We start from the raw sequence: 19,224 nt of genomic DNA, 5'->3' as shown, positions 1-19,224 counted from the left end.
CGTGGTCTAGCCCACCGGAGACGCGGCCGGAGCGGGCGCTGCTGGCGGTGCCGAGGCGGGGGCCGGAACCGGCGCGGCCGCGTCCAGCGCCAGATTGGTCTGCAGCACGTTTACACGCGGCTGACCAAAGACGCCCAGCCAAGGTGCGGTCGTGTTGGCGGCGATGGCCTTCTTCACCACGCTGACGTCCACGCCGCGCGCGGCTGCAACACGGCTCGCTTGCCGCGCGGCGTTAGCCGGCGAGATGTCAGGATCGAGCCCCGACCCCGATGTCGTGACAGCGTCGGCCGGGACCGGGCCGGACCCCTCGCCCTGGATCGCCTTCGTGCTTTCGGCGACCCGCTTGGCGAGATCCTCGTTGAGGGGCCCCAAATTCGACCCTGACGAGCCGGATGCGTCATATCCGTCCGCACCCGCCGCCGAGGGCCGAGGGTGCAGGTATTCAGGCTTGGTGAAGTTCTGGGCGATCAAGGATGAGCCGATCACCTGGCCTTTCGAGTCACGGATGAGGCTGCCGCCAGCTTGAGCGGAGAAAGCGAGCTTGCCGATCCCCGTCACGACCAGAGGATAGCCAACCCCAAGGAGGAGGGTGAAAAACAGCGTCGAGACGATCGCCGCACGGGCTTGAGTAAGCATGGCTCAGTCTCCTTTAGAATGTGGCTTTCAGGCTGACCACGGCGCGACTGCCGTAGATCTTCCCGAAGCCATGTTCGTTGGTGTCGTGATAACGTAGGTCGGCCGCCAGATGGGGGGCGAAGGCCCAGGTCGCGCCGACGTTCCAGGTCGTATAGTCGCCTGGACCCTTGTAGGTTTGACGGCCAACCGCGGCGCTCATCGAAACCTTCTCGCTCAGGGGATAGGATCCGTTGGCCTCGTAATAGGTCGCCTCATCCGCCGCGCCGAAACTGTCAGGCGAGTAGAACACCGCGGCGCCGAGCGAGCCTTTGCCGACGGGCACGGAGCCTGCAACCTTCACTTCCCAGTTGGCATAATCCGCGCCCGAAGGCGCGTTGACGTAGCCGTAGTAGATCACGCCCAGGTCCAGAGCGACCGGACCCAGGATTGGTTTGAAGCCCGCATAGAGATCAACCTCGGCGTCCGTGGCGTCATTGAAGTCCACGTTGGACGCCCAGACCCCGGCGTAGACCTGACCGGCGCTGACGTCGGCGCCGCCTTGGATGGCCGGCTTCTCATCGGTTTGGCTGACACCTCGAAAGGCGTAGTCGCTAAACACTCCGGCATTGAACGCAACGGTTGGCTTTGGGGCGTCCTGAGCTTGGGCCTGAACGGCTCCGACGGCGACCGACAAGAAAAGTCCGAGACAGACGGCGGCGCAGGTGCGGGTCTTGATGGAGATGTGAACCTTGGTGTTCATGGCATTTCTCAATGAATGTTGGGGGCGTAGCGGCGGGCGCCGGAAACTCGGGGGGAGGCGGCGCCCGCCGCTCTCTCCCGCCGCGCACTGGCGAGCACGGACAGGAAGAAGAGACCGGTCAGCATGACCGGGACGGTCAGGTCTTGGAGGGCGGAGTACTGCATCAGACCAGGCCCAATCCTGAGATGATCATGTCGATGAGCTTGATGCCGATAAAGGGAGCGATGATCCCGCCGAGCCCGTAGATCAGCAGGTTGCGCTGCAGCAGCTTACCGGCGCCGATCGCCCGGTACTTCACGCCCTTGAGGGCGAGCGGGATCAGAACGACGATCACCAGGGCGTTGAAGATCACCGCCGACAGGATCGCGCTCTTCGGGTTGGCGAGCCCCATGATGTTCATGGCGCCCAGCGCCGGCAGGCTGACCACGAACAGGGCCGGGATGATGGCGAAATACTTGGCGACATCGTTGGCGATGGAGAAGGTGGTCAAGGCGCCGCGCGTGATCAGCATCTGTTTGCCGACCTCGACGATCTCGATGACCTTGGTGGGGTCAGAGTCGAGATCCACCATGTTGCCGGCCTCGCGGGCGGCCTGGGCTCCGGTCTGCATGGCGACGCCCACGTCAGATTGAGCCAGGGCCGGCGCGTCATTGGCGCCGTCGCCGCACATGGCGACCAGACGGCCCTTGCCTTGCTCCTCGCGGATCAGGCGCAGCTTGTCCTCCGGCGTCGCTTCGGCGAGGAAATCGTCCACGCCGGCCTCGGAGGCGATAGCGGCGGCGGTGACAGGGTTGTCCCCGGTGATCATCACCGTGCGCAGGCCCATGCGGCGCAGGTCAGCGAAGCGCTCTTTCACGTTAGGCTTCACGACGTCCTTGAGGTGGATGACACCAAACAGGATGCCGTTTTCAGACACGGCGAGCGGGGTGCCGCCGGAGCGCGCGATGCGGTCAACCGCGGCGTTGAACTCCGCCGGAGCCTGCTGAACGGTCAGGCCGGAATCTTTCAGCACCGCGTCAACCGCACCCTTGCGCCAGGTGTGGCCATCGGCTTCCAGGCCGGACTGACGGGTCGTGGCGCTGAACGGGATGATCTTGGCGCCGCGCGGGGCTTCCAGCGCCATACCCTGAGTGCGGGCCAGTTCGACGATCGAACGGCCCTCAGGCGTTTCGTCGCCAAGCGAGGCCAGCAGGGTGGCGCGGAGCATCATCTCGGGGCGCACGCCCGGCACGGCGATCACTTCGGTGGCCATGCGGTTGCCGAAGGTGATGGTGCCGGTCTTGTCGAGCAGAAGGGTATCGACGTCGCCAGCGGCCTCAACGGCCCGTCCGGAGGTGGCCAAGACGTTGACCTTCAGTAGCCGATCCATGCCGGCGATGCCAACCGCGGACAACAGGCCGCCGATGGTGGTGGGGATCAGGCAGATGAACAGCGCGCCCAGGATCATCGGGTCAAGCTTCACGCCGGAATAGGCGCCCAGCCCCAAGAGGGTGACGGTGGCGATGAGGAAGATCAGGGTCAGGCCAGCGAGCAGCACTGCCAGGGCGACTTCGTTAGGCGTCTTGCGCCTGTCGGCGCCTTCTACCATCGCGATCATACGATCCAGGAAGGTGTTGCCAGCCGCAGAGGTGATGCGGATCTTGATCCAGTCGGAAACAACGGTTGTCCCGCCGGTCACGGCCGAACGGTCTCCGCCGCTTTCGCGGATGACAGGCGCGCTTTCGCCGGTGATGGCGGCCTCGTTCACCGAAGCGATACCTTCGACGATTTCCCCGTCTGATGGGATGACGTCGCCCGCTTCGACCAGCACGATATCGCCGACGGACAGCTCATGGGCCGGCGTCAGAACGATCGTCCCTCTGCCTGGATCCACCAGCAGCTTGGCCTTGGTCGTCACCCGCGTTGCGCGCAGGCTGTCGGCGGCGGCCTTGCCGCGGCCTTCGGCGATGCTTTCGGCGAAGTTGGCGAACAGGACGGTAGCCCAGAGCCACAAGGCGATCTGCAGGGCGAAACCCCAGTCTCCGCCATCCTTGACCGCCAGCGCCGTCGAGACGGTGGCGAGCACCGCGACGATCTCGGTCGCGAAGATGACCGGATTGCCCAGAAGCTTGCGCGGGTTGAGCTTCACGAAGGCGTCGCGTAGGGCTCGGACCAGCATGGGGCCCGAGAAACTGCTGACGATGCTGGTTGCCTTGCGGCGGTTGTCACCAAGCGGAGCGGATGCATAGGTCATGGGAATGGGCCCTTAGGGGTTCAATGAGCCGCGACCGCTTGGAGCACTTGGAAGTGCTCCACGATCGGGCCGAGGGCGAGGGCGGGAAAGAACTGCAAGCCGCCCATGATCAGGATCACGCCGATCAGAAGGCCGATAAACAGGGGGCCGTCAGTCGGGAAGGTGCCGGTCGTGGCGCCCAGTTTCGGTTTGGCCGCCAGCGAGCCGGCGATCGCGATGACCGGAATGGCGTAGGCGAATCTGCCAAGCAGCATCGCAATGCCCAAGGTGGTGTTGTACCAGGGCGTGTTGGCGGTCAGGCCGGCGAAGGCCGAGCCGTTGTTCGCTGTCGCCGAGGTGTAGGCGTAGAGGATCTCCGAAAGGCCGTGGGGTCCGTGGTTCAATAGCCCGGCCAGCCCTGCGGGCAGGACCAGCGCCACGGCGGTAAACCCAAGGATCGACAGCGGCAGGATCAGCACCGCCAGCATGGCGAACTTAATTTCCTTGGCCTCGACCTTCTTGCCCAGGTACTCGGGCGTGCGGCCAACCATCAGGCCCGCCACGAACACGGCAATCAACGCCATGACGATCATGCCGTAGAGGCCGGACCCGTTGCCGCCGGGGATGATCTCGCCCAGTTGCATCAGGAACAGCGCCACGCCGCCGCCCAGCGGCATCAGGCTGTCGTGCATGGCGTTCACGCCGCCGTCGGAGGCGCCCGTGGTCGCAGCGACCCAGGCCGCCGTGGAAGGCGCACCGAAGCGAACCTCCTTGCCTTCCATGTTGACGCTGGCGTCCGCATTGGCGGCGACAAGCGCTGGCGCGGGTTGGGTCTCCGCCCAGTAGACAATGCTGCCCGCCGACGCCAGCAGGATGGTCATGACGACCACCAGGGCGCGAGCTTCCTTCCGGGCCAGCACCATCCGGCCGAAGGCGAAGACGCAGGCCAGCGCCAGGCTGTTCATCGCCAGGATCTGGATCAGGTTGGTGATGGCGTTCGGGTTCTCGAACGGGTGCGCCGAGTTGGCGTTGAAGATGCCGCCGCCGTTGACGCCTAGCTGCTTGATGACCTCCTGGCTGGCGACGGGATAGAGCGCGATCGTCTGCTTACCGCCCTCCAGCGTCTGCGCCGTCACGTTCGCATCGAGGCTCTGAGGCACGCCCAACGCGACCAGCGCCACGCCGACCACCAGCGCGATCGGCAGCAGGACGTAGAGGGCGTTACGGGACAGATCGACCCAGAAAGACCCCAGGCCCTCGGCCCGGTTGGCCATGAAGGCCCGCGCCATCGCCGCAGCGACAGCCATGCCGGCGGCGGCCGACATGAAGTTCTGCGTGGTCAGACCGGCCATCTGCGAGAAGGTCGAAACCGTCACCTCCGGCACGTAGGACTGCCAGTTGGTGTTGGTGACGAAGCTGATCGAGGTGTTGAACGCCAGGTGCGGCGACATGCCGGCGAACCCCTGCGGGTTCAGTGGCAGGAAGTTCTGATACCGGAGAATCAAGTAGAGCACGAGGAAGCTCGCGGCGCTGAATGCCAGGAAGCTCAAGGCGTAGGCCACCCAATTCTGGCCCTTCTCGCGTTTCACGCCACAGCCAGCGTAGATCAGCCGCTCCACCGGCTTGAGGACGGGGTCCAGCCAGGTGCGCTCGCCGGCCCAGACACGGGCGACGTAGGCGCCGAGCGGCCAGGCAAGCGCCACCGTCAGGAAGATGGTGAGGGCGATCTCCGCCCAGCCCTGAACGTTCATTAGAACTTCTCCGGACGCAGGAGGGCTATGACCATGTAAATGGCGATGATGAGGGCGCCGACGCCCCAGACAATGTTAGCAAGCATCAGAGGCGCCTCAGGGCTGCGGCATATCCGGCGAAGAGGCCGAAGATCAGAATGCCGGTAAGGATGTAGATGATGTCGAGCATGGAGCGCTCCTGGCCACAGTTTGAACGCTACTCTACAGACCTTCACCGTAAGGGCTCCATGTGGAACCCCATTGATCAACGTCAAGGAAGTATAAAGATTTCGAGGCGGACTTGGGGTTGCGCGCAGCCGGCCCCCTATGAGTCCCTTATGGTGTCTTCGAACATCCCCATGGAACGCTTACGCTAGGGAGAGTCACAATTGCGAGTGGCCGCAGCCCCCTGGACATTGTGTTCAGCGAGCATGCGGTCCCCGGAAGTGACTTACAATGGGCGACCCCCTGCAGCGTAAACACCGTTTTGGCCAAACCATGCACGACATGCTGAGCCAGGCCGGTGTCACTCATGACAGCGTCATTCGGATCGCAGGACCTGGGGGCCTCGCGCCCCTCCTCTGGTTCTGCCGTCATGGCTACAACAAGGTCGGCTACGTTCGCCAAGGCCCCTGCCCCGCTGACGACTGCGACCTCCTGCTCGTGCTGAACGCCAGCAGCCCAGAAACCCTCGCGCGCACGCTTCATGATGCGTCTCACGTGAAGGCGGGCGGGATCCTGGTGATCGAGACGCCCACACCGGCCGCGGGCATGAAGGTTGATCCGGTGCATCGAGCCCTGGAAACTTGCGGTTACCATGTCGAGCGCTGTCTGCACGGCGCGCACAAGGAAATCCATGTCGCCCGTCGCGAGGTCGCGCCTATGAAAAAGGCGGCCTAACCATGGGCGTCCGGTCTGGCGAGACGCTGCGCGCAAAAGGTGGGCGCGATCCAATGCTGTCGCTTATGCCCCCCGGAGGGGCGGCTCAACCTTTCCGGGGCTTGGGTGATTCCTTCCCAAGGTGGACGGCCGAAAAGCGCGCGACACTGGTGATTGGTTTGGGATGCTCGCTCAACTGGGGCTTTCCGCGGACCCTGATCAGCGCGTTCAAGGCTGGCCATCCGGAGGTCGATCTGGTGCTTGTTGACCAGGACGACGATCGGCTCACCACTGAGCTCGACAGGCGCCGGCTTGACCTTGTCCTTGGTCTGCAAGGCCTTGGGCAGACACGGTGGCGGTCACAATCCCTGTGGCAGGAACGCCTGATGGTCTTGCTGTCGGAACACCACCCCTTGACGATGGATACCGAGGTCAGCGCCGCGGCCCTTAGACAGGAACAGGTTTTGGTGACGAGCGATGACGCGCGCAGCAAGGCCATGGAAGGCGCGGTGCGTCATGCCTTGGGCGGCCCGCCTGCCCTAACCATGCCCTGCGCGGTCCAGCGCGACACCCTGCTCGACATGGTCGGATTGGGGTTCGGCGTCACCTTTACCGGCGCCCACGCGCTGGGCGCTTTCTATCCCGGGGTTTGCGCACGACACCTGGACAGTAAGCGGGACCTCCTCTCGTACTTCGCCTTCTGGTCGCCCGAAAATAGCAAACCTGCTCTGCGGGATTTCCTGGCGATGGCGAACGCGCCCGGCGCCGCCTGATATATTCGCATCGGAACGGGCGGCGTGTCGCGAGCGCCTCGCGGGCGACCGCGCGACTAGGTGAACAGCGTTCAGAGACTCCTCAAGTCGTAGCCGCCTCCCCCACCCGGACACCCGTCGAGCGGGGGCGGCCCCCAAGCGCCCGCCAGGGGCGGACCCGTAGGAGCCGCGAAGCGGCCGGACCGAGCTCCCGCGCGGGCCGCCCTCCAAATCCAGCGCGTTGCTGTGTGTCGCCGCTCGAAAGGCTCGGCCAAGACCCGGGGCTCAGCCCAGGGGAAGGCCTTCCGTCTCCCGACTGGACGCGGTTCGTCTCCGCTAAAGCGCCAGCGCCTTGACCAGATCGTCATGCTCAAACGCACTCTCCATGCGCCGGATCTCCGCCGGCCGGGCGCCGGCCGCGGCGGCCACGTCCCGCCAACCTCGGGTGATCTGGGCCACCTGGCGGACGATATCCCGGGCCTCGGCGTCGTTGAGCGAGAACAACCCAGCCACCGACAGCACCAGGGCCAGGTCACAGGTGCCGTCATCAAGATCGATGGTCGTGGTCAGGATGCGCGCCTTCACGTCCACCGGCGTCGGGTTGAGATCGTAGGCCGGCGACAGCGTCCAACCGCCCTGTCCCAGCCACAGGAAGCCGTGGTTACGCAGATGATCGTCGACATTGGAGATCAGTACGTTGAGCACCATCCGCCGATAGAGCTCGACGGCGTCGCGCTGCGCCTGGGCGCCGGTCTGCACCAGCACATCGACCAGCTCGGGATAGCTTCCCCGCTCTCCATCCTTCAGGCCCATCATCGACAGCGCCGACAGGAACGGGATGCGTCCCTCTCCCTCCCGGTCGAACCGCCGCGATAGCAGGATCGCCTGGCCGGCCACCTCGATCAGCTCATGGGCGGCCACCCGGACGCCGGCCATCCCGGCCAGGGTCAGGGCCACCGATTCCCAGCGCTCGACGCTGTAGTCGTCGTCCGGCTTCGGGAACTTGGCAATCGACAACCGGCCGTGCTGGTCGATCACCGAGGCCTTGGGCCGGGCCCCGCCGAGCGAAGAGCCCGGTGCGAAGATCATCTGCAGATCCGCATCGGTCTCCTCATCGCGCAGGATCCGGTCGGTCACCGCCATCAGGCGGCCAAGCTCGACCAGGCCGGGAACACCCTGGGCCGTCGGCGCCTCGAACGCTTCACCGCCGGCATAGCGAAAGCGCAGGGCTCCCAGACGCGACACATCGGCGACCCCGATCAGATAGTCGGCCTCCGCCAAGGTGCGGACCGCGCTACCCTCGCGCTCGGCCCGGCGCCGCTCGGCGCGCTGCATCAGCCGCCGACCCCAGGTGTCGGGCGCCGAGTCGCCCAGCGATCCGAACATGGCCACGCCCGCCGCTGGCGCAAAGGCGCCGCGGTTCAGGGTAAGCGCAGGCTCCAGCGAGAACCGGTCTGGATCGGCCAGCCAGTCGGGATGGTATTCGAAAGCCACAGCCTCGCCGCCGCGCCGGGCCTGCCGGTGAAGGGTTCCGACGCGCTGGACGCCGCCCGGCCGATCGATATGGACCTCGATGTCAGGCATGGGGCGTGCTCCGAACCCGCAGGCGCACCCGCTTTGGCAGCGCCTCGTCGGCCAAGGACAGTCCAACCTCGTCCTGGCCCGGCGCGGCAAGATCGCCAAGGCCGTCGAGCAGGCCCAGCGCCTGCAGCACGGCCGCATAGATGCCCATGGCCACCATCGGATCGCCCGCCTCGACCTTCTGCAGGGTCTGGCGCGTCGTAAACGCCCGCTCTGCCAGGATCTCCATGGTCAGCTGGCGACGGCGACGCGCATTGCCGATATCCTCGCCCAGCTTGCGCAGCGCACGGCGAGTAGCAATAGAAGGACGGTGCGCGGCGGGCATAATGTTATCTTATGATGACCTTATCGGGTTTTAATGTCGTAGCAGCCTTACATTAAAATAGAACTGACGCCCAGCCCCCGGCCCGAAACCGCGTCCGCACCTAGCCGCCTACCCCTCGACACAAGCCTCCAAGACATAGGCGGCAGCCACACCGCCTGGCGGATGACGTCAGCCGGAAACCTGTCACGCTTGAAACCCCGCATCCTAGGCCCCTCCATCACGACGCCGTCGTTAGTGGAGACTGGTTCGCGTTAGACTGACAGCACCAGCGGACCTTGCCAGGGCTGCGCGCGTGGACGTCCTCAAGGGGGTGAACTTGGCGCCCTCAGTTAGGTCGGTCACTCTCTGAACGAGATACCTGGCGCCCGTCTCATTGAAGTCATGCTTCAGGCCTACAGAGCGGCTCCGGCGGCGAGGAGGCGGCGTAATGACTGTTTGGATCGGAGTGTTCGCGAAGGCGAACGGGTGGTGCGTGGCGCAGTCGAATGTAGAAGAGCTTTACATCGACCGAGAAGAGGCCGTCGCCGCGGCGATCCGCTTGGCGCTGCTAGCCGAATGGCGCGGCGAAGATGCGCGGGTGCTGGCCCAAGCAGACACTTGGGGCTCCCTTTCGGCCGTTGATCTGCGAACCGACCGCGACCACCTGCGCGCGTTTCACTGAGAAGACAATGTGAGTGAGCGGTGAGGGACATCACCCCGCACTCAATATCTGCCAGACCCGAAGATTGATTGTTTCAACGCGACGCACTCGGGCAATCGCAGAACCTTGCAATCTTTCGGACGGCAACCCCGAAGTGAGTGTTGTCTACGTCGACTTCCCAGTTTGCGGCCACGTCACGGAGCTTGCCGGCCAAGTTTGGCTCATGCCGAGGCCGTCGGACGTCGCCCTGAGCGCTACCCCTCGACACACGCCTCCAGGACATAGGCGTCACCCTCGCGGCCGGTCACGCGGGCGACCTCCTGGACCCGCCGTCCGGCTGGCGCGCGGGCGATATGGATCACCAGGTTGATCGCCTGGGTGATCGCCCGATAGGGAATCCGCTGGGTCACCTCCCCGATCAAATCCTCAAGCCGCGTCAGACCCTCCATGGCGCTATTGGCATGAATGGTCGCCAGACCGCCGGGATGGCCCGTATTCCACGCCTTCAGAAGATCCAGCGCCGAGCCATCGCGCACCTCGCCGATAATGATCCGGTCGGGCCTCAGCCGCAGCGTATCGCGGACCAGGTCGGTCATGGTGACCTGCGGCTCCGTGCGTTTGGTCAGCATCTGGATCTGGTCCGCGGCTGAGCATTGCAGCTCGGCGGTATCCTCGATCAGCACCACCCGATCCTCGGCGAAGGCGGGCTCGGCCAGGATGGCGTTGGCCAAGGTCGTCTTGCCCGATCCAGTGCCGCCGACGATCAGCATGTTCTGCCGCGCGACAGCCGCCGCTCGGATGATCGCCGCCTGACCTTCGGTCATCATCCCGCCGGCGACATACTCGTCGAGGGTAAACACCACCTCCGGCCGTTTGCGGATCGCGAAGGCCGGGCTGGAGACCACGGGCATGAAAGCGCCCTGGAAGCGTTCCCCGGTCAGCGGCAAGGTCGCGCTGACCCTAGGGTGATCACGGGTGACCACCTCGCCGGCGTGGTCGGCCAGCAGGCGCAGGATGCGGTCGGCGTCAGCCGCGGCAAGGTGTTCGCCGGTCCACGACCTCCCCTCCCCGATCCGGTCCACCCAGATCTTGCCGTCGGGATTGACCATCACCTCGACGACCAGGCGCTCGGCAAGGGCGCCGGCGATGACCGGACCCATCGCCTGGCGCAGGGCCGCGACCTTGCGGTCGGTTACGACGGGATGGTGCTGCGACATGGCGCTCTCCACAGACTTGGGTTGGATGGGGGCGAAGGGTCCACTACAGGCTCCCGTCGTCATCGCCGGGCCGCAGGGCCGCGATCGGCTGCGGCGCCAGGTAGTCCTCGGTCAGATGCCCCTCAGGCGCGCCTGCAGGGCCGCTCCCGGCTCCCGAGCGCGCTCGGGGCGGCGAGACACCCGCAAAGCCCTCAGGAGCCGCCACCACGGCCCGCACACCCTTCCAGTCGATCGAGGCCCGCCCAGGCAGGTCGGCGGCCTCTGGGCGCTGCTCATAGGCCGCGGGCGCGCCGTTGAAGTAGTCCCCCGTCCGCGCCTTGAAGAACGGCTCCTCGTAGTAGCGAATCTTGTCGGCCAGGATCGGCTTGGTGTTGTTGACGAACAGGAACTGCTTCCTGTCGTCCAGGCCGCGCACGTCCTCCTCGGAGAGGATGTAGCGCTGCTGCTCAGACTGGGAGGTCGAACGGTTCGCGCGCCCGAAAAGGCTGCGCGGATCGCTGTAGCTCTCGCGCATCTCCAGGGCCTTGCCCGCCCGCCGCGTCACCTTGTCGATGCTGGTGGGCTCCGAGGTCGCGAAGCACGCCGTGATGTGCATGTTGTCGAACAGCGGCGTCTTGTCCCCGTACTTGGAGAACACGTCGTTGAAGCTCTGGCAGATCAGGTGGGCGGTGATCCCATAGCCGGCCATCTCGCCCATCGCGTTTTCCAGGAAGGGAAGACTGCCGAGCTTCGGGAACTCGTCGAGCAGCAGCAGGAGCCGGTGCAACTTGCGCCGGCGGCGGCTGTCGAAATGCTCGTGCTCCATCAGGCTGTTGATGGTCTGGCGCGTGAACACCCGCACCAGGAACGCCAGGCGGTCGGCATGGGCCTGCGGCGTGATGATGTAGAAGGACACCGGCGCCTCGGAACAGACCAGGTCGCCGATGGAGAAGTCCGACCAGCTGGTGGCGTACTCCACCAACGGATCCGCCCACAGCGACAGCGACGCCCGGCAGGTGGCCAGGACATTCGATTTCACCCGCTCGTCCATGGTCGAGAGCGCCGTCGCCCCCAGCAGGACCTCGGGGTGGATCTCCGCGATCGGCGCACCCTCGGCGTCGCGCGCGAGCCCGTCCGCCGCGTGATAGTCCGGCCGCCAGCGGTGCTGAGTGTTCATCATCGCGTGCAGGGTCGGTTCGATGTTGATCAGCAGCCGCCGGACCTGGGCCAGGTTCTTACGGTCATCTGGCTCGCTGTAGAGGACGTGCAGGATGATGGCGGTGAAGAAGTCCGTCGCGCTCTGGTCCCAGAAGTTCAGATCGCCGGCCTTGCGGCCCAACGGATCGACCAGGATCCCGACCACATTCTGGATATCGGCGATCTCCATCGGCCCCTTGCGGACCTCGAAGAGCGGATTCCAGCGAACGGTGTTCGGGTCGGTCGGAGAGAAATAGAAGACGTGGCTGAACGTCTTCCGGTGATCGGCGGTGATGTGCCAAAGCTCGCCCTTGCGATCATAGATGAAGGCGCTGTGCGGCCAGGCGATCAGGGTCGGGACCACATGCCCGGCCCCCTTCCCGCTCCGCGAGGCGCCCACGATGATCGCGTGCTCGATCCCGCCATAGGTCAGGTATCGGCCGTTGAAACGGCCGAGCACCCGGCCGCTGATCTGACCGCTGGTTTGTCCGCCCGGGCCAAAGAGTTTGGCGCGCCGCACGTCATCGACGTCGGCCCAGGCGTCCCGGCCAAAAGCCTTGGGCTCGCGCTGCGATCGGCGGGTCAGCAGCGCCGCCAACATCACCGGCGTCATCGCGACGGCCAAGGCAGCCAGGCCCGCCAGATCGAACGGCTTCGGATAGCTCGGTTGGAAGCGCATGTACCAGCCGACGAAGGACCAGGGCGCATAGACCCGCACCGTCCCGATGTCGAAGGCGCCGGCCCCAAATTCGCGCGGATAACCGTAGGTCTGCGCCACCATCTGAGTGGCCAGCGTCAGGCCGAGAAGGATCGACAGGGCCGCCAACGGCAGGATGATCGAGGCGCGCGTTGAGGCGTTCATCGTCCCTCTCCTGCCCTAAGAGCCCGGAATGAAGCCACGTCCGATGACGCGCCCCAGTCCTCGGTTGAGCCGTTCGACGGCCTGTTGGCGCGCCGGCGCTGGGAAGCGCATCACCGCCTCCCGCGCAGGCCCGCCGATGTCGCGGATGAAACGGGTTTCGTCGGGGACCTTGGCCGGCACACGAAGCTCGCCCTGCCCCAGCGCCTGGGCGACCCGCAGGTCGTTGAAGGTCCGCGTGGCGCCCGCGATCCGCTTGTCCGCGCGTTTGACTTTCCGCTCCAGGGTCCGCTTGCGACGAGCGACATCGGCGGCGGTCTCGAGCTGCGGTTCCCGGCGCGCTGCCACATAGGCCTGGCCCTGCGGCGAACGTGCCCAGGACGCACGAACCTCAAGCTGGAGGTCAGCCCGCCGGAGCGCCGAGCGCGCCCGTGCAATGGCGTTCAGTTCGGCGTGCTTCGCCCAGATCATCCGGGCCGGATTGCGCACCCATTGGACCAGGTTCAGCCGCTTGGACCGCACCCCGGCGACGCGCCCTTCAACACGGGCGAGCCGTGCCTTGGCGAGCGCGCGCTCACGCGCCGCCTCCGCCGTCATCGCCCGTTCGATCTGGCCGGCGGTCTCGATCTTCGGCCCGCCCAAGCCCGCCCGCTCAGCCGCCCAGCCATCGCGCTCGGCGACCATGCGCACCCGCATCTGCTCGGCCTCCTTGACCAGTTTGGCGACCGGCACCGAGATCAGGGGCACGGCTTCAACAAGCCGATCGGCGGTCTCCTGAAAGTCCCGCCGAAGCTCTGCCCGCTTGCGGTTATGCGCGGCCGTGTCGCGGTTCTGCTCGCCCCGTTCAGAGGCGATGTTCTTGCGCTCCAAGGCCGAAGCCGTGGGTCCAAGGTGGACACCAGGCTCGCGATCCAGGCCCCGCTCGGCGAGGGACAGATGCGAGACCTGCGGGGCGTCTGGGCCAAGGTGTCGGCGCAGGTGCTGGTTCTGCGTTTCGGCCCACGCCGCGCGCCACCTACGCACCGCCTGCGGGCTCCACCATTCCGGCGGCTTTCGCCCGAATCCCGCGGGTCCGACAGAGCGCGTCGTGACCAGCACATGGGCGTGGAAATTGCGCTGATCGCCCTCTTTGCCAGGCCGATGCATCGCCACATCGGCGATCATCCCCTGCCCCACCAGATGCTCTGAAACGAAGGCCCGGACGAGGTCGCGACGCTGCTCGAAGTTGAGTTCGTGCGGCAGGGCCAGGAGCAGCTCGCGGGCCGGCACAGCGTCCTTCCGCGACTCCTGCGCCTCGGCCGCATTCCACAACACCTCGCGGTCCCGGAAGGCTGTGGGCGCACCGGTCGGCGCCAGGATTTCCGCGTGCTCGATGCCATCCTTGGCGGCGAAGTCGAACTCCATCGCCAGGCGCTCATCCACCAGCCGGTCGCCTGACCGGTAAGCCGCGGCGGCCACAACCGAGCGGCCCGACGAACGCTGGATTGTCTGCACCTGGCAAAGGAACGACGCCATCTCTTCCCTCCCCTTGGCCGGCTCTGCCGGCTGGATCGCTAAGGGCTGCGCCCTTGGCTCAAGGCTCCAAGGCCGTGAAGGCCGTCGGGGGGCTTGAGGGTGCCGGGCGGAGCCTGGCCGCAGGGTTGGTGGGCGTAGCCCAACCAACCCGTATATGCGCCATTGTCCGTAATTACTGTTCTGCCATGGATAGACCATAACGGGCATTATTGATAGGTTTAGGCCGTTGGGGGCTTTTACGACAACTACGGTGTGCGCCATGACCACGGTCGATAAGCGTCGAAGAAACACTCGCCCGTCGAAATATCGTCCGCGAACCGAGGCGCAGAAGGAGCAACGGCGCGAGCTTTGGATCGCCCGGACCGAGGACCGCGAGCAGGGTCGGCGGGTCTCAGAAGAAGACGCGCTGAAGCTCCGATTGGACGAGCTGGAAAGCGCGCTTCGCGATGCCGGCCATGACGGCGTGCATCGCCGCCGCCACGCCACGCCGCTCGAAGATATCGCGGACGACGAGCAGCGTTTCCTGGTGCTCAAGGCCCGCGTCGAACGGCTCGAAGCCCTGTGGTCGATCAACCAGCGCAAGCGGGAAACCCGCGCCAAGATCATCATCGGCGGCGCGCTATTGGCCGAGGCCGGTGACGATCTCCTGGCCGGTGACGCCGAGCTCCTCGCACGCCTGGTCGACATCATCGACCGCCGTGTCGAGGGCATCCGCGACCGCCTCACCGTGCGCGAGCTGCTGGGCAATGTGCCGCTCTCGTTGCGCCCCGGAGGCGACGTTGAAGAAAGCCCCGAGAGCGCCCTCCAGGCCGAAGCCGAGGCCCTTCCAGACTTCGATCTGATGGCGCAGTCGGCGATGGCCGACGAGCCAGTCACGAGCTTCCTGCCCAGCGACGTCGATGCGGACTATGCCGACCTCGATGGCTCCTGGCAGGCAGCGTGATCACTGCCGCCACGCGGTCACTGTCCCGTCCTGGCGAACGAAGATCGCTCGCGCGCTATCGGCCGGTTGAGGCCGGCGATCACCGCCCTCGCCCGCCCCGTCCAAGGTCTCCGTAGACGCCGCCACGGCGGCGGCGACAGGAGCCACGAGGGCCCGGTTCTCACCCGCGAAGATCGCGCCCCCGGCGGATTGCCAAGGGTCGGATACCGCACGGCCGCGAGGCGCTGCGGCCGACCGTCCGGCGCCCGGCGTCGAGCCCCCTCCCCTGCCCGCTTCCACGTAGAAGCTATGCGCGCCGATCACCGCCGAAGGCGGGGCGCCCCCGAAGTTCACCAGCCCTGCCGAGACCTCGCCGCGGGCCGCCCGGCCGGCCACGATCTGCGGGTTCTGGAAGAACCTGGCGCCATTGGTGGGATCGGGTAGCCGGCCCTCCAGGGCCAGATTGATGATGGTGTCGATCCGCGCCTGCCTGGCCTCAGAGACCGCGGGCAGGCTGCGCCAGCTGCCCCCCGCGCGCATCACCGGCTCGAACTGGCGCCGGGCATTGACGACCGCCTCGACCGACCCGCCCCAGCGGCCATCGGCGAGGCGATTGATGATCGTGTAGACAACGCCCGCCAGGCCACTGTCGCCCTGGTTCGCGGCCTCGGCATAGGCGACCCGCGCGATGGCCTCCCGCGCATCGGGCGAGGAGACCAGCGTGGCCAGGGACCGGGCGGGCGGAGTGGCTCCCGCGAACGGCGTGGCGGGGGCATACACCCCTGGGCAGTTCACGCCGGTTGGGACGGGCTGAGCCGTCTCGCCCCGGGCCAGGAGGGCGCAAAGAGCAGCAAGGGCCGCAGGATCCATCATCGATCTCCAGGGGTATGAATTGAGGGGCTCAGCGGCCGGAAGACGCCGAGGATCTCGCGCGTCGTCACCGGCCCGAAATAGCGGCTGTCGAAGCTGTTCGGGATGCGATCGGAGAACACGAAGAACTCGCCGCGCGCCAGCGCGCGGCAACCGGCCCAACGCGGCAAGCCCACACCCCGGCTGTCATGGGTGAGCACCGGCGCGCGACGGATCCCGTTGATCGTCAGCGTGCCGCCATCGGTGCAGACGTGATCGCCCTCCCCGGCGGCAATCGCCTTCAGGATTGGAATCCGGCGCAGGTAATCCATCTGCCCATCGGCATAGGGAAAGGCCGGCCCGGGCGCTTGAAAAGCGATGATCGCGCCACGGACGGGATGCCCCAGGGTGCGGACATAGAGCCCCAAAGGCTCGCTTGGACTGCGGTTCCAGAGGAGCGCCGGCTGCGGCAGGCTGGCGCCGAGGACCGCCGCGGCGGCGACAGGAAGAATCGCCCACGCCGCCAAGGCGGGGGTCAGCCCCCTCGCCGGGCGGACGGACGATTTTCTCATGCTGACTTGGCCTTGCCTTCGCGCTCGCAACCGAGCCACAGGCTCGTCAGCGCTTCAGGCCAAGATGTGGCTTATGCCCGGTGTTTGTGGGCTTCGGGCGCCCTCTCGGGCGGCCCCGGCCGGTCACTGATACCCCGACGATTTGCAGAAGTTGCCAATTGGCAACTCGGCGACATTGGAGGGGGACGAGGCGCCCGCTTAGGGGCCGGAATCCGGAAGTTGCCAATTGGCAACTTCAGCCCTTGGGGCGCATCCGGAGCAGCTCGCGCTGGAAAGCCTCGGCGAAATCCGCGTTGCTGGCGTCGGCATCGAGCGCCAGTTCCAGGACCACCTTCTTCGACCCCTTGCGCGCCAGGGTGAAGAGGGTCGCGCCCGCTGCATTGATCACGGCCGTGACCGGCTTGCCCGCCTTGGCCACAGGTTTCGCGTCACCGGCCGCGGCCCGCTTCAGGAGCGCCAGGACCTTCGGGGCGTCTAAAGGCCCGTGACCCTTGGCGATCATTTCCGCTTGCTGAACCGCCAGGCGCTTGGCCTCGGCCATCACCCGAGGCCGCGACGCGCCGTCAGCCAGGAGGGGTTTGATCTCGCGGGCATGGTTCTCGCGCAGCTGTCGCACATCGCCGAAGGCCTCGACGACATCGGTCGGCAGCTTGGCGAGGTCGAGAAAGCGGGACAGCCAGGCTTTTGGCACTTCCAGCCGCTCAGCCATCCGCTGCGCCGTGCCGCCATAGAAGGTTTCAACGGCGTGGCGGTAATCCAGGGCCCGCTCGTAGTCGCTGATGTCCTTGCGTGACCGGTTCTCAACGTCGGCCAGACGGAAGGCCTGCTCATCGGTAAGTTCGCGCTCCTCGACGAGGTAGCGGATATCGCGATGCTCGACATTCTTGAGGTAGCTAACGGCCCAGTGACGGCGTGCACCGCAAATGACCTCGAAATCGTAGTCCGGGTCACCCTCGACCCGCCGCACGATCGCGGGAAACTCCTGCTCCCCCTGGGAGCGAAGGCTTTCAAGAAGATCGCCACAGACGCTTTCGTTGAGGAGGTCGTAGCGGCGATTGTGCCGCTCCCACATCCGGCATCGGGCCGGATCGACCAGCTTGAGCGTCTTTTCCTTGATGTCGCCGGCCGTGACGCGGGCAAGCCCGGTCAGCCGCGTGCTCAAGCGCTCGGTTGCGGGCGCACCCCGCTCCGACGTCGGGGTTTCAGTGACCGCTGGGGCTACCAGGCCCGCGAGGATCGAGCGGTTCTTGCCTGTGGTGGATGCCATGACCGCCCTCCCCTACCCTAAACCCAGCCGGCGAAGGTCCGGCCGATGGCTGGGCCACGCCTTGCGGATCAGAAGCTCGATCTCGCCATTCAGGCGGTCGAGGTTGTTTCGGCAGCGCTCATAGGTCTTCGTCGCCGGACCCGTCAGCTCATAGACGGTGCGCAGCTGCACATTGGCATTGTCGATCTCGGCGGAGTCGAGCAGCGAGGCCGACAGCATGTCGGCGCCAAACACCGCCTCCATCATGTCGCGGATCTGGGTGTGGGCGCTCTTGCCCTCATCGACCTTAGTCGCGACCACGCGGAGGAAATGATAGCCCCGCGCGCCCAGATGGTTCTGCATGACCTCCAGGGTCTCCACGATCATCCGCAGGAAGTGGGCGGTCGAGGCAAAGTCCACGGTCGAAGGCGGCGTCGGGATCAAAAGGGCGTTGGCGGCGCGCAGTACCGCCAGCGACAGCATCCCTAGCGCCGGCGGCGGATCCAGTAGGACCACGTCATAGTCGACGGCCATACCCTCGACGCCGCGACGCAGGCGGTCCAGGGCGTCCGGATTGCCGCGAAGCCGTGCCGCCGCCTCATATTCCGCCTGGTATAACCCGAGGTTCGCGGGGATCAGATCAATGCCCGGCCAAGCGGTAGCCCGCAGGCCATACTTGAGGTCCGGTTCTCCGCCGTGACGGAAGAAGGGGAGGAGGGTCTCCTCGTCATCGATGTCGATGTCGGGATTGAACCCGAAGATGGTCGTGGTGCTCGCCTGGCTGTCGCAATCGATCACCGCGACCCGGTAGCCCTTGAGCGCGAGGTACTGCGCGACATGGCAGGTGAGGGTGCTCTTGCCGACGCCGCCCTTGAAGTTCTGAACCGCCAGGACGATCGGCGGATCCTCGGGCCCACGACGTGGCCGGGTCCCGAAGACATCGCGCATATGGTTGATCTCGGCGAGGCTGTAGCCTTCCCGCCGCTTCGAGGCGCTAAGCCTGGGGGCGGGGAGGCGGCCATCGGCCTCGGCCTGGCGGATCGCTTCAGAAGTCCGGCCCACCATTTCGGCGGCCTTGGTGATCGTGAAGCGCAGATCGACGATCTTCTCCTCGCCGGGCGCGAACACCGTGGCCCGCAGGCGGGTGATGACGTCATGGGCGCGGTCGCTGAGCGCCGTCATGGCGTCGAGGAGGACGGGTCCAGAGACCGCACTTTCCGCGAGTGCAAGTTTCGCCATGGCCTCCTCCTTTGCAAATATCCAACGAGATAGCTGGAATTTGCCAAGTTTTCGGTCAGATACAATGAAGAATGAGTTAACAGCGCGCCGAGCCTGAACCCTCATGGTTCAAGGCGACGGCAAGCCAGCCTGTCC

17 protein-coding genes are annotated in these 19,224 nt (G+C 66.1%); 4 read left to right on the top strand and 13 right to left on the bottom strand.

Translation table 11 applies throughout. The features are described from left to right. Window positions 1-6: 6 nt before the first annotated feature. From kdpC to kdpA, 4 genes are all read right to left on the bottom strand, one after another. Complete coding sequence (gene kdpC, locus M9M90_RS21020) at window positions 7-636, bottom strand: potassium-transporting ATPase subunit KdpC (protein WP_254837234.1); 630 nt, start codon at window positions 634-636, stop codon at window positions 7-9. Between the two features lie 13 nt (window positions 637-649). Continuing rightward, complete coding sequence (locus M9M90_RS21015; protein ID WP_254837233.1) at window positions 650-1,309, bottom strand: TorF family putative porin; 660 nt, start codon at window positions 1,307-1,309, stop codon at window positions 650-652. A 229-nt stretch (window positions 1,310-1,538) separates the two neighbouring features. Beyond that, window positions 1,539-3,533: a potassium-transporting ATPase subunit KdpB gene (gene kdpB, locus M9M90_RS21010; protein WP_254837290.1), complete on the bottom strand. Its 1,995-nt coding sequence runs from the start codon at window positions 3,531-3,533 to the stop codon at window positions 1,539-1,541. A gap of 95 nt (window positions 3,534-3,628) precedes the next feature. Next, window positions 3,629-5,338 carry a potassium-transporting ATPase subunit KdpA gene (gene kdpA, locus M9M90_RS21005; protein WP_254837232.1) on the bottom strand — a complete coding sequence of 570 codons (1,710 nt, stop codon included), beginning with the start codon at window positions 5,336-5,338 and terminating at the stop codon, window positions 3,629-3,631. Between the two features lie 435 nt (window positions 5,339-5,773). Here kdpA and M9M90_RS21000 point away from each other — a divergent pair, with 435 nt between their 5' ends. Both M9M90_RS21000 and M9M90_RS20995 read left to right on the top strand, forming a co-directional pair. Beyond that, window positions 5,774-6,217, top strand: a complete 444-nt coding sequence (locus tag M9M90_RS21000; RefSeq protein WP_254837231.1) for a hypothetical protein — start codon at window positions 5,774-5,776, stop codon at window positions 6,215-6,217. Between the two features lie 53 nt (window positions 6,218-6,270). Beyond that, on the top strand, window positions 6,271-6,969 hold the full coding sequence (locus tag M9M90_RS20995; protein ID WP_254837230.1) for a LysR substrate-binding domain-containing protein: 699 nt from the start codon (window positions 6,271-6,273) through the stop codon (window positions 6,967-6,969). Window positions 6,970-7,284: 315 nt separating this feature from the next. On the opposite strand, the gene M9M90_RS20990 is transcribed toward M9M90_RS20995, so the two are convergent. Together M9M90_RS20990 and M9M90_RS20985 are read right to left on the bottom strand one after the other, a co-directional pair. Next, a complete protein-coding gene (locus M9M90_RS20990) occupies window positions 7,285-8,532 on the bottom strand; it encodes a type II toxin-antitoxin system HipA family toxin (protein ID WP_254837229.1) in 1,248 nt (415 codons plus the stop codon). Continuing rightward, a complete protein-coding gene (locus tag M9M90_RS20985; RefSeq protein ID WP_254837228.1) occupies window positions 8,525-8,854 on the bottom strand; it encodes an XRE family transcriptional regulator in 330 nt (109 codons plus the stop codon). The genes M9M90_RS20990 and M9M90_RS20985 overlap by 8 nt, the downstream gene beginning before the upstream one ends. 427 nt (window positions 8,855-9,281) lie before the next feature. On the opposite strand from M9M90_RS20985, the gene M9M90_RS20980 reads away from it, so the two are divergent. After that, window positions 9,282-9,515: a hypothetical protein gene (locus M9M90_RS20980; protein ID WP_254837227.1), complete on the top strand. Its 234-nt coding sequence runs from the start codon at window positions 9,282-9,284 to the stop codon at window positions 9,513-9,515. A gap of 233 nt (window positions 9,516-9,748) precedes the next feature. On the opposite strand, the gene trbB is transcribed toward M9M90_RS20980, so the two are convergent. From trbB to mobQ, 3 genes are read right to left on the bottom strand one after another with little or no spacing between them, the layout of a single operon-like run. After that, window positions 9,749-10,711, bottom strand: a complete 963-nt coding sequence (gene trbB / locus M9M90_RS20975; RefSeq protein ID WP_254837226.1) for a P-type conjugative transfer ATPase TrbB — start codon at window positions 10,709-10,711, stop codon at window positions 9,749-9,751. Between the two features lie 43 nt (window positions 10,712-10,754). Then, window positions 10,755-12,749: a type IV secretory system conjugative DNA transfer family protein gene (locus tag M9M90_RS20970; protein ID WP_254837225.1), complete on the bottom strand. Its 1,995-nt coding sequence runs from the start codon at window positions 12,747-12,749 to the stop codon at window positions 10,755-10,757. A 15-nt stretch (window positions 12,750-12,764) separates the two neighbouring features. Next, a complete protein-coding gene (mobQ, locus tag M9M90_RS20965) occupies window positions 12,765-14,261 on the bottom strand; it encodes a MobQ family relaxase (protein WP_254837224.1) in 1,497 nt (498 codons plus the stop codon). A gap of 259 nt (window positions 14,262-14,520) precedes the next feature. On the opposite strand from mobQ, the gene M9M90_RS20960 reads away from it, so the two are divergent. Beyond that, entirely contained in the window at window positions 14,521-15,204 is a 684-nt protein-coding gene (locus M9M90_RS20960) for a hypothetical protein (RefSeq protein WP_254837223.1), read from the top strand. Here the strand turns inward: M9M90_RS20960 and M9M90_RS20955 are convergent, their stop codons facing one another. From M9M90_RS20955 to M9M90_RS20940, 4 genes are all read right to left on the bottom strand, one after another. Beyond that, a complete protein-coding gene (locus tag M9M90_RS20955) occupies window positions 15,205-15,963 on the bottom strand; it encodes a cell wall hydrolase (protein ID WP_254837222.1) in 759 nt (252 codons plus the stop codon). A gap of 89 nt (window positions 15,964-16,052) precedes the next feature. Next, window positions 16,053-16,604, bottom strand: a complete 552-nt coding sequence (locus tag M9M90_RS20950) for a S26 family signal peptidase (RefSeq protein WP_254837221.1) — start codon at window positions 16,602-16,604, stop codon at window positions 16,053-16,055. 235 nt (window positions 16,605-16,839) lie between these two features. After that, window positions 16,840-17,871 carry a ParB/RepB/Spo0J family partition protein gene (locus tag M9M90_RS20945; RefSeq protein WP_254837220.1) on the bottom strand — a complete coding sequence of 344 codons (1,032 nt, stop codon included), beginning with the start codon at window positions 17,869-17,871 and terminating at the stop codon, window positions 16,840-16,842. A 12-nt stretch (window positions 17,872-17,883) separates the two neighbouring features. Beyond that, window positions 17,884-19,089, bottom strand: coding sequence for an AAA family ATPase (locus tag M9M90_RS20940; RefSeq protein WP_254837219.1), 1,206 nt, complete (start codon window positions 19,087-19,089; stop codon window positions 17,884-17,886). Between the last annotated feature and the right edge of the window lie 135 nt (window positions 19,090-19,224).

Origin of the sequence: Phenylobacterium sp. LH3H17 (assembly GCF_024298925.1) — a bacterium.
Lineage (GTDB): Bacteria > Pseudomonadota > Alphaproteobacteria > Caulobacterales > Caulobacteraceae > Phenylobacterium.
Note: the sequence above shows the minus strand (reverse complement) of the source record. Positions and strands in the feature narration are given on the sequence as shown.